The organism is Shewanella sp. N2AIL (assembly GCF_022690845.1).
Classification (GTDB): domain Bacteria; phylum Pseudomonadota; class Gammaproteobacteria; order Enterobacterales; family Shewanellaceae; genus Shewanella; species Shewanella baltica.
In genome coordinates this window covers 1-12,027 of sequence record NZ_JALBYT010000011.1, presented here as the reverse complement: position 1 = coordinate 12,027, position 12,027 = coordinate 1, and the positions used below count along the sequence as shown (strand labels likewise).

The window sequence follows — 12,027 nt, the reverse complement described above, 5'->3', positions numbered from 1 at the left end:
TTTCACAAACTCAAACACTTAACAAACATTTCAATAACACACAAAATACTGATACAAACGCCACTTTTCGGGCCCTTAATTGATACAAATGCGATTGCTGATACCTTAGTTCACATCTACAAAAACGCTTCCGCTCCAGAGCAATAAGGCTGGCATATCGAATACCTCTCTTTTAGGCTATTGCGACCATGGAGAAATCATCCACAGTTGGTGCAAACCTTGTTCGACTTATGCGATTGAGTTACTCTCGCACCGCCAATTAAGCCTTTGGGATGGATAGGGTTTGCAAGGGATTCTTAACTACTACAAACAGTGTTTTCAACACGATAGTGCTGAAATTAACCTTTGGTCTAGCCACAAACTTGCTGAGCAAGAAAAGCTATTGCTCCAAGGTGAAGACGAGTTAAGCAGTGGCTTTCTGCCTCGCTTGCCGGTGCCATTTGCTCCTGCCTCCGCATTAATGGCGCGTAGTGCCTTGTATCTACGTGAAAAAGTATTATTGCACTCTTGTCTGTTTTTCTGCGGCACTGTCGAGCTTAATGGCGAAAAACGTAAAGTCGTCACGCCATTGCTGTACCGCGAATGCCAATTGCAGGCCGATGGCGATAACATTTACCTCGAATCTAATAACAGCTTCTCTGGCGGCGGGCCATTCACCATCAATGAAGCCCTGTTAGAAAAATTAGTCGTTGAAGGACACAGCTTAAGTCAAGAGTTACGCGATAATCCAACGGATGTCAGTGGCTGGATAGCTTGGCTGCGGGCGGGCCAAGCCGATGTTGATACCAGTCATTTATTGCATTTTCCCAAGCTGATCGATGAGACTGAATTCACTGGCTTATGCCGTAAACGTGGGCGGTTTATGGTTAGTCGCAGCCAAATTATTCTTGCAGAGCGTTCGCAGGCAAGTCGCGGCATATTGCACGAACTCGACAATCTCATCACAGCGCCTTCACACTCTGCGCCGCTTCAAGCGCTGTTTGGGCAAGCGCCAACTCGAGATTCAGTTAGTCACAATGTCGATACCCAAGAGAATTACCTTCCAGGGCTATTAAGCCGCGCACAAATTCAAGCCTTAAAGGTGGCGGCCAATCAAACTTTGGGGCAAATATCGGGTCCACCGGGAACGGGTAAAAGTTACACCATAGCCACAGTGGCGGCGGAGCAGGTATTAAGGGGTAAATCTGTCCTCATCGTAGCCCACACAGATGTTGCCGTTGATGTGATTGCCGATAAGTTGCAGCAACAATTCCAGCTTGGGAGCAGCCTTATTCGAGCTGGCTCGCCGCAGTTTATTAAAGTCCTTAAAAACCAGATAGATGAAATGCTGCATGGTCAGCATCCTGCGACTGCTGAAACCCTCTCAGATATCCTACTACTCAATGCAAAACAGCAACTTAATACTGTGACTCGCGAGCAAACCAAAATGGAAGCCGGTTTTATACACCATTGCCGCCACGCCATACGTCGCGGCCAAAAACTGGCGACCTTACAACAAGGACAATCACGCTGGCGCTTAGGATTTTACAACTGGGCTTACCGTGCCGGGATTAAACAGTTTGCTCAGCAATGGGATGTGCTCGATAAATTAACCGCCCTTATCGCCCAAAAAGAAGACTTAAGCCTCAAATACTTACAATTGGCCACTCACTATCGATTAAACCAATTGCTCAAACATAAGCGCAGTACGCTGGTGAGTTTTGCCAGTGCACTTCGCGCTCGGCAGTCCGCTAAGCAACTCGACGGTTTCTACAAAACGGATTTTGATGCCTTAAAGCAAACCTTTCCCATTTGGTTATCTAGCCTTGCCAGCTTGCATAAAGTGCTGCCAATGGAGCAGCAAATGTTTGATCTAGTGATTATTGATGAAGCCACCCAAGCCAATATTGCCGCATGTTTACCAGCATTGCAGCGGGCAAAAGCAGCACTTGTGGTGGGCGACAGTAAACAGCTGCGCCATTTCTCGTTTTTATCCCGCGCAAAACAAACCCAAATCCAAACCCAACTTGGACTTGCTGCGGATTGCCGCGGCCTAATGAGCTACCGTGATGCCAGTATGCTCGACTTAGTATCACAATCCCTTGCGAGCCAATCCCAAGTGGTATTTTTAAATGAGCATTTTCGGAGTAAACCTGAGCTGATCCAATTTAGTAATCAGCAGTTTTATCAAGGTATGCTGAAGATTATGCAGCACAGACCCTGCACAAGTTCAGGGCACTTACACAGAGTCCAGGTGACTGGCAACCGTGATAGCAAGGGCATTAACGCCATAGAAGCGGAGGCATTAATTGAAAAGTTAGCTCAACTGATTGATGAACAAGAGAATGCATTAGTGCCCGCCAGCATTGGAGTGCTCTCCTGCTTTCGCAATCAGACGGAGTATTTATCCCAGCAAATCCTCGCACGCTTTAGCACGCAGCAAATAGAACGTCATCAATTACGGATTGCCACGCCCTTTGGTTTTCAAGGGGAAGAGCGCGATATTATGCTGCTGTCGTTTAGCATTACGGCCAACGACAGCCGCGCTGCCGTGTATTTAAATCGAGCCGATATGTTCAATGTCGCCATCACCCGCGCTAAACAAATGCAGTGGCTATTTTTATCGGTACAAGCGCATGAGCTCCCCAACAATAATTTACTGGCAACTTACTTAGCATCGGCGGGCCAATTTCAAGCGGCGCACAATTATGTCGATGCCCTCGATAGCTTCGGCCAGTCGGTGGCACAGGCGATTGAAGCAAAAGGCATAACAGTCTGGCGCGCCTACCATATGGCGGGACTCGAACTGGATATTCTGTGCCGTTATGGTGACCAATATTTAGCGATAGATTTAATCGGTTACCCAGGACCATGGGCGGACTTTTTCGATATTGAACTGTATAAACTGTTACAGCGTGCGGGGATTAAACTCATCCCAGTCAGCTACGGACTGTGGTGTCAGCAGCGGGAACTGTGCATCCAATATATTTGCCAGCAATTGGGTATAACGCCCGTCTAAGGAGCAGACAACGCAACAACTAAACTCAATCACAACAACCTTAATCGCTGCGGTTGAATGGGACAGCCCCTCCCCATACCTTATGCGCCCGCCCCCGCATAGTTTTCTTGAACGATTCCCATAGCTGACTGAACAGCAACGCTGTAGTCCTCAAACTTTTGTTTATAAAAGTAGAAAAATGCGACTCCGAACTCAGCCAACTCAATGAATATAAAGTTATTCGTAGAATGGAAAAAATGAAAATCTTTGTTTGTTGTATGGATAACACAAAGGGAATTAAGCCTATCTGCCTTGGATTTCACACTCAATACTTGCAATGCCGAACGAATATTTGAAAACACCTTTGCAGGACTAGTGTCCATAGGACCTTGAAACATTGCTATCGGCATTTTGCCAATGAAAGGAATATATTCTCCCCCTTTTACCCTATTTAAGTTTCTTCTCAGGTCAAGCACTTGAAATTTATACTCTAATGTCTCTAACCATAGGATGATTAACTCTAAGGTATCTTGGGAGAATTGTTGGTGACTGACATCGACTCTCTGAAATTCATGCTTCAAATGCCTCTCTAGGTAACCAAGTAAATTAGAGTTGCAATCTTTGCATGCTGGTAGTGTGGTTTTATTGTACGTTTGAGAAATACCGTTAGTTGTTGTTTCAAAAGTTCGTTTAGTACAACGATTATAGATCCATTGAGGAATCACGTGCTCCCTAGTCAACTGCTCTTGAGAGCCACAAATGATGCATATTTCTGCTGAGTGATCAGCAATGATTGCATCAATCACTTTTATCTTATTTGCTCTAATTTTCTTTCGAAGCTTAATCAGCCTTAACTGAATGCTCATTTGAAAAATTACTCCTAAATGGCAGGACACTTAGCCTTTTATCAGTGTGCAGTGCCATCACCTTATTTGAATAGCAAAAGCGCGCATAGTTAATTACTTGTAATAAATAGAACTTACCAGCTTTTGATCACATGTGCCATGCGAAAAACCGTGCAATATTGAATACGAGGGGATAACGATCCGGTTCTCTAGCCACTTGTTGTGATTAACTAAAAGCAGAATATTTGTAGGGCAATGATGGTTAACAGCCTTAATCATGCTGTTGATAAATCGCTTTTATCCTGTTTCGCAGCCAAGTGATTTTAGGGTTGTGGCTGTTTCTCTTATGCCAAATCAAGGTAAAAGGAATGGCAAGTTTATCAAGATATTCACCACTTATCGGGATCGGGCGACTGACTAAGTCAGGATGTAATTGACGAGCATATTGCTCACAATATTGCGGCGCGATTACCATCATACTGTGGTGAGGCTGAGCCGCGACAAACAGTGACTGCTCAAAACTGGCCAAGGTGAGCACTATATTGCGACTTAAACCAAGCTCGATAAGCACATCATCTAAGGCCCAGGCTTCGCTCTTTTCCCACAAGATATTGATATGCGAGTATTTTAAGAAAGTGTCTATATTCCACTCTTCCTGCAAGGCGGGATGATCGCGGCGCAAATACACCTGAGGAAGATCGGTAAATAAAACCTCAAAATCGATAAAATAAGGCAATAAATCAAGGGACTCCTTGGAGCGAGGATGACTTTCTCGGCCAGTAAAACCTATGTCAGCCTCACCGCGAATAATGGCCTCCAGTGAATCATAATCCCAATTTCGTACTTTCACTTTTGCATCAGGGTAGTGTTGGTAAATAGCCTGCGTTAATTGATTAAGCATAATGAGCGACAAAGGTGACTCAAGCATTAGCTCAAAACTGAGCCCTTTTGCCATATCGTCCCCGCGCTTGCCCATAAGCTGTTTGCCCATTTGTAACCAATCGGCTAAGTCATGCTCCATGCTTTGGGCCAATGGCGTTAACTGCAATCCCTGAGGCGTTTTAATGAATAGTGGGTCGTCAAACCAATCACGCAATTTCGCCAAGGATTTACTCACGGTTGATGGGGTGACATTGAGCTTTTTAGCGGCCTTAGTCACACTCCGCTCTTGTAAGAGAAGTTGTAGAGTAAACAATAGATTAAGGTCAAGACGTGCGAGTGATTTCTTCATCTAGATAAACGCTCGGTGCTGTAGGCACACATAATATGAGTAAGGTACTGATAACAGAGCCCAAGGCTAATATCAGCAACAATATGTTAAGTGGACTAATACCTATTAATCCCATCAGCCAAATATACAGTGCTGAAGTACAAACCTGTGCAATACCTAACAATGAACTTGCCACCCCAGCACGCGATGCAAAGGGGCTCAGTGCTTGGCTCATAGTCACACCAAATCCAATAGCGAATCCGCTACAGACAAAACCAAAGCCTAATAAATTCACATTAAGGCTAAAATATTGCACCTGAGTTAGCACAAACACTAGCGCGGCAGCTGCAAATAACAGCTGTGAAATCAACATCAAACTTTTTTCTTTAAGCACAGCAAGTGCAAAAGGAGTCGAGAACGATACCAGCATACTCACTAACGCTGTCAATGCCATAACATTAGAGTATTGCCCGCGGTCAAACCCCATCTGCCCCATGATCAGCATGGGAGACACATTGACATAACTGAGAATCGTAGTCACACCTAGAGTCGTCATAACAAGCCGGCTGAGGAAAAAGGACTGACGAAAAGATTCTTGCGGCGCCAACTGACGATTAACATCCTCAATCCTACTCTGCACAGGCTTAGTCTCCCGTAATATAAAAATACATAACAAACAGACTAATAGTCCCATGCCAGCCATAGTGCTAAACAGACTCTGCCAAGGGAACTTGAGCATAATTACATGCCCAATAACAGGTGCAATGACCGGGATAATGCACGTAATACCATTGATCATTGAGAGCACTTTAGCTCGGCGCTTATCGTCCAAGGTGTCGCGTAAAATAGCAAAGGCGACAACGTAACAGGAACCAGCACCAATTCCCTGCATAAAACGTATGAGTAAGAACTGATTGCTTGTCTCAGCCATACCACCTAAATACGAAGCTAAGGCAAAGACAATAGCGCCGAATAGAGTGACAGGCTTGCGCCCTAATCGGTCCGCTACGCTGCCAGCAAAAAGCATGGTTGCCGCCATTCCGCCAAGATACACAGAAAAAGCGATATGCAACTGTGCTTCACTCGCGCCTAAATCCTGCGCGATTTGCGGTAAACCAACCAAGTACATATCTATCCCAGTTGGATACAGAAGCACTAAACAAAAACTACACAAAAGATATCGCAACATATACCTCACCCATCTCCTCGCAAATAAGTTGCGCTTAGAGTAGTGGGGCGACCGCAGTTAAGTGAGTGGCTTTTTCGACAACAGGTATTTCCGTTTGCGACCAAGGGATATAGGCCGTGGAATTGGCCCTAAATTGAAGGAACAGAAGGAATAGAAACAAAATATCCCCTGCACTGGCTAGCACAGGGGATATGGCGGCGAATGGTCAATCTTCTATTCTATGAACCCAACACTCATTGCTGAGGTGTTAAGGGTGCAGGAAGGACTTGGATGGTTAAACTACCCTCTGCTGGCAAATATTGCTGTGCCAGTTTACTAAGCTCTGCCGGTGTCATCTTCTGCGCCAACGCTTGTCTTTGTTTGAAAGCAGCAAAGCGTCCAGGATAACTCTGGGCTTTTGACGCTAAATCTAACCAAAAACCATTGCTCTGCGGCGCGGCTTGCATCCATTCAAGCACAGGTTGGCGGGCTCGGTTAAGTAAGTCTTCGCTAATCCCCTGCGGCTGCTTGACTTGGTTAACTGCAGCGGTGAAATACTCGGCCACCGTTGGCAACATGGCTTGAGTCGTCACGCTAAACAAACCTAAGTAACCATAACCGCTGGCATTGAAATCACTATAAGAAAAGGCCGATGGCGAATAACTCGCGCCCGCTTTTTCTCTCACATTCTCCGTTAATAAAATGCCGAGCACTTGCTCCAGCAATCCCAATCCCGCATGTTGGCTCAAGTGAGTCATATCCGTTGTTGGCCACACCATGGCCAGCGCCGCTGAATCTGGATGACCATAGTGTGTTAACGTCATCTTAGCAGGCACTTTCGGGAACACAGGCACTAGCGATTGGCCATGTTCAGTGGGGCTGCGTTTGATTGCCCCGAGGGTTTCTGCTACAGCGGCGATGGCGCTGGCTTCGTCGAAATCACCCACTATGGCGATTTCAATTGCCCCTTGCTCTACGGCTGAATGGAAACTCGGCGCCAGCTCTGCAAACTGACGTTTTAAAATTTCTTCCGGTTCACCATAACCATAACGTTTATCACCACTGTGGGAGATACGGTCAAACTGATTAGAAAACTCAGTTTGCGGGTTGCTATGGAGACTTTGCTGCTCAGCAATCACTTGCTCGCGGAACAATTGCTCAGCCTGCTTATTCATGCCGGGTTCAATCAAAAAGGCCGTCATTAAACCGAGCTGCGTGCGCAGTTCTGCAGCATTGGTACTAATCTCACCGCCAAAACTCTGCTCACGCACGCCTAGGTTGATGGAAATATCTTGCCCAGCAAAAATCTCCTGCAGGCTTTCATAATCATGGGCCTTGAGTCCACCCTGCACAAACGCACTGTTAAACAGATAAGATAAGCCATCTAACTCAGGGAATGGCACTTCACCAAAGCCTATGTTGAGGCTGACCAAAGTAGTGCCTTTATTAAAGTCAGTAGGCTTAAGATTAAGGCGTACGCCATTGGAAAATTGTAGCTGGCGAATGCCCGTTTCGGCATCGCGACTATCGGCCACTAACTTGCCTTGATCGCCAAATTGAGTGTATGCAAACTCGTCAATCGCCTTAGTTGCTGGCGCACTCACAGCTTGTTTGCGGCTTTTCTCATAGCTAGCGATAAGCTGTTTTTCAACATTTTCGATGGGCTTATTGCTCGTCAGATACAGATACGGCGTAGCATTCCATGTCTGATTAAACACTTGCTTTAGCTTTTGCGGCGTCACTGTTGGCAGTATTTTTTCAAAAAATGCCAGCTGCCACTCAGGCTCTACAGGCACGCGATTTTCCGCGACCGAATACACTAACCCCTCGGCAATATTCACACTGTGGATAGTAGTGCTACCCGCTGCGCTGAGCTGATACCCTTTGTGCATACGTTTGATTTGTTGGTCAATTTCCTGCTGACTAAAACCAAACTCTTGTGCTTGGCGCAGGGTTTGCTCCAATATTGCTATGCCCTCTTGCCAGTTATTCTCCTGCGTACCTAAGCTCATTTGAGTGCCATAGGCGATATCAAATTGATCCCCAACCTGCAGGCTAACGCCAGATAAACCTTGGCTATGCAGTAACTGCGACTCCATTCTGCGATACAAGATGCCGTGGGCGAGTTCAAGCAGTATTTCCTGCTCTCGCACGGCAGGGCTGTCGGCTGGATATGCCATAGGCTTGAGCATACCGAGTGAAACCGAGGTCGATAGGCTAGGATCGAAAAATGCCGCCGCCTCGACGCGTTGACGCTCTGCGACAGTGCCCAGCGTTTGCGGCTTAACCTTCGCCGCCAAAGGCGCGGCCTGCCAACTGGCAAACTGTTGTTTTATCTTTTGTTCAACTGCGGCTACCTCGATATCACCCACCACAATTAAGGTGGTGCGTGAGGGCGTGTAAAAACCTTGGTATAAAGACAGCAGCATCTCGCGAGTAGCATTCTTGATGCTGTTCGCCTCACCCACAGGTAAGCGCTTTGACAACAGTGTATCTGGCATTAAAAACTGTAATTGATTGCGGTAATTCTCCAGATCCGCACCGCTACGCTCACGCAGTTCAGCCAATACCACAGCTTTTTCACGCTCGATAAGCGCCGGGTCGAGTAATAAATTACTGCCAATTTCGCGCATTAAAAACAAAGCGGTATCGACTTTATCTTGGCTATTACTTGGCAAGTTGAATTGATAAACCGTCTGCTGAAACTCAGTCACAGCATTGGTATCGGCGCCAAAACTCAGACCAAGACGCTGCAATGTCGGGATCATCTCCCCCGCAGCCAAACCCGTCGAGCCATTAAAGGCCATGTGTTCAAGAAAATGCACTAACCCCTGCTCGGTATCAGACTCCACCACTGAGCCTACGTCCACCCGCATGCGTACTATGACAGCCTGCTCTGGCGTCTTATTGCTCAATAATAAATAGCGCATGCCATTGGCAAGTTCACCGGTCTGGATTCGCCCACTCATGGGCAAGTCGGCCGTCCCCATCCACTGCGGCTCTTCGCTCGCCTGTAGCGGCAACGCCACACTTAATAATGCCAGCAGTAACCACTGACGCATCAAACTAATCACCTTGAAATTGTTCATTAAAATTCGCACTTTTCCCCCAAAATCAAATAAGAAACCTAGGAAGCGCACACCTAAGTTTCAGATAAAATAAGCTTTCACTATAGTACCTAAAGCACTTTAAGTCACAAAATCAATACCTTATTCCGTACTAAAAATAGTTTATAGCCTTGATATCTAGTAGGAATATGCTGAAAAATAATGAGTGAGGAGTAAACGATTTTTAATGAAATGGACAGTTAAGATAGTATTAGGTCATAGGTTCCATTTCTGAAAATGACATGCCGCTCTTATTATCTGAATTCTGGTCTGTGTTTAACGAAAATAATAGAGGGAATTTAAATTCCCCCTATACAACTATCACACTAAAGAGAGAGGTTTTATCTCTCACAAGCTCAAGAATCAGCTAACCGCCCTAATGAAGTATTAAGGTAACCACTGATAACTTTCACCATACTCAACACCATCGTCTTGTAGCAACCACGTCCAGACTGCTGCCCAGCTTGCAACCCCATCATATGCTGTATGACTAACTGTTGCTGATGTATCATGACAAGCGAGATCTTGATTACGACTATCCTGATATCCTAGGCTACCGTCAATCTGGAAACCTAAAATTGTAATACAACTACCCAGATAGTTTTCTGGCAAGGTCCAACTAACACTAAACTCCCCACCTAATGCAGCCTGAGCGAGTGTTGAAACCGCAGAACCGCCCTTAGAAACTGAAGTAATCGTGGGATAAAGCTCTGCAGCCTTACTCTCGGCAATGGCTGCAGTGGTTGGAATAGCCTTTAAAGCAATACTATACCCAGAACCTATAGTGTTCAGATTACTGTCATATGCCTGCATAGTGTAATTCCGTCCGACTTGAAGCATATTCCGAGCGAAACAAGCATCACTACTGTTATCACTGCAATCAGGTAGCCACTGACCAGTACCAATTCGTTCATCATTAAGAATTTCATAACTCGCTACATCAAAAATAGCCCCCATGAAACCGTCAAAACTATTGGTATAAGTGTAACTAAGGCCTGGGCCAGATATACCTATATAGGCAATATTGCCATTAGGGCTATCAAAATTAAATTCGATATGGCTGTCATATACATAACTGCCATCCGTTTTTGAACGAAATACTTGAGGGATCATTGATAGATCCCCCTCAGCCTGATTGCCTGCCAACTTCCAGTTTGCACCATCTTTAAACGCATGCATTTCAAAAGTTTCGCCACTAGGACCTTGTGCGTCGTAAACAGCACCACCAATCAACCAATCAGTATCTGAAACTTTCTCAATAATTTGATACTGCCCAATAGTCCAACCCATTCCAGGATCATTAAGCAAGATGTCGTTTGGATCTGTCGAACCGCTTTCCTTAAAGTTTGCATGAAAATGTGCAAGATATACTGGATCGTTTACTGCAGGAATTTCGGACGCAAACATGGCAGCGAATGCATTAAAACGGGCAATGATAGCGTCAAAGTCACTTAACGCAGCGGTAATATTACCAGGTTCCGGCAACACACTGTTATCCGTTGTAGAAGTTAGATCATCACTAATACTTTGTTGTGTAAGCACATTCAAGATTGTTGCCACATTACTAACTGGATCAATATCTACGCGAAGCACATCGAGTGCTGCATCAAGCCCAGTATGGTCAGCGTTAAAGGATTCAGTTAATAAATTAATGCTTGCATCCAGTCCAAGTGCCGCAAGGACTGGTAATAAACGTGCGGTTAATGTCGCTCTAGCCGCCTCGACAGCCTCACTGCTTAAATCACCAAAATTGGGAGCATCAAAGTAATTAGTGGTGATTTGCCCCAAAACATTAGCCAGAATCAAGTCCGTAAATGGCGTAATGTTAATTGTTCCACCTAAATCAGCGGTTTGAGCGACGGAACTATAATTAACGACTCTTCCTCCAACCGTACCACGTGCATTTACAAGCAATGGAGGAACCATATCGGTAACATCAATAGAATAACTACCATTAAGTCCTATAGCTGAATTGCGTAAAAGACCATTCACATCCTTAATCCAAACTTGCCCAATAATTGGGGCACCAGCAGCTGCAGTGCCAGAAATACTATTCAGGGCAATAAAAGAGACAGTAACGGAGCAATCAGCAGTTACATCGCCTGTTGTATAGGTACTATCAACCAAAGCCCCGTTACAACCACTCGCACTACTAATACCAAAGCCACTCTGCGGAGTTAAGGTAAAACTAGTCGTCGAGCCATGGTCAACTGTGGCACTCATTGGACTCACAGATCCTCCGCTCCCGACGGTTACACTTACAGTATGTTGGTCGATTGCAAAAGTCGCATTTACACTGCAAGCAGCTGTAATAACTCCTGTAGTATATGTAGAACCTGACAAGCTACCATTGCAACCCGTAACAGTATTAATGTGATAGTTACTATCAGCTGTTAAGGTAAAATTTGTTGTCCCTCCCTCAGTAACATCAATACTCAACGGGCTAATACTGCCACCGCTTGCCGTTGCTGTTACAGTAAAAGAAGGCTTCTCTGACGAAGGTTCATCGTCATCATTAGAATTACACGCTGTCAAGCTGACAGCAGCTAGTACAATGCCGAGCAGATGTTTAGTAGAAATACAATGATACATTTAGGGCCTGTTGATCTTTGCTGTTCATAATTTAGCCAACCCACATTGGCAGCCATATAAGGCAGCAAGCCAAGGCCAGTGTACTTGCATAATTCCGGGCTAATTTATCATACCTTGTTGCTACTGAG

Annotated in this window: 6 protein-coding genes and 1 pseudogene; 1 reads left to right on the top strand and 6 read right to left on the bottom strand. The window is 45.4% G+C overall.

The genetic code is table 11. From position 1 onward, the window contains the following. Positions 1–283 precede the first annotated feature (283 nt). On the top strand, positions 284–2,998 hold the full coding sequence (locus MO387_RS08475; RefSeq protein WP_242326197.1) for a DEAD/DEAH box helicase: 2,715 nt from the start codon (positions 284–286) through the stop codon (positions 2,996–2,998). Positions 2,999–3,078: 80 nt separating this feature from the next. Here the strand turns inward: MO387_RS08475 and MO387_RS08470 are convergent, their stop codons facing one another. The 6 genes and pseudogenes from MO387_RS08470 to MO387_RS08445 form a co-directional block, all read right to left on the bottom strand. After that, positions 3,079–3,843, bottom strand: a complete 765-nt coding sequence (locus tag MO387_RS08470) for an HNH endonuclease (protein WP_242326196.1) — start codon at positions 3,841–3,843, stop codon at positions 3,079–3,081. 250 nt (positions 3,844–4,093) lie between these two features. Then, entirely contained in the window at positions 4,094–5,053 is a 960-nt protein-coding gene (gene yidZ / locus MO387_RS08465) for an HTH-type transcriptional regulator YidZ (RefSeq protein WP_242326195.1), read from the bottom strand. Further along, the gene (locus MO387_RS08460; RefSeq protein WP_242326194.1) at positions 5,028–6,221 is read right to left on the bottom strand and encodes an MFS transporter; all 1,194 of its coding nucleotides are present in this window, start codon (positions 6,219–6,221) and stop codon (positions 5,028–5,030) included. Before MO387_RS08460 ends, yidZ begins: the two co-directional genes overlap by 26 nt. A gap of 233 nt (positions 6,222–6,454) precedes the next feature. Beyond that, entirely contained in the window at positions 6,455–9,262 is a 2,808-nt protein-coding gene (locus MO387_RS08455; protein ID WP_242326217.1) for a M16 family metallopeptidase, read from the bottom strand. A 432-nt stretch (positions 9,263–9,694) separates the two neighbouring features. After that, positions 9,695–11,899: a hypothetical protein gene (locus MO387_RS08450; protein ID WP_242326193.1), complete on the bottom strand. Its 2,205-nt coding sequence runs from the start codon at positions 11,897–11,899 to the stop codon at positions 9,695–9,697. Between the two features lie 31 nt (positions 11,900–11,930). Then, positions 11,931–12,027 (bottom strand): annotated as a pseudogene (locus MO387_RS08445) (IS5/IS1182 family transposase); the annotation flags it as partial.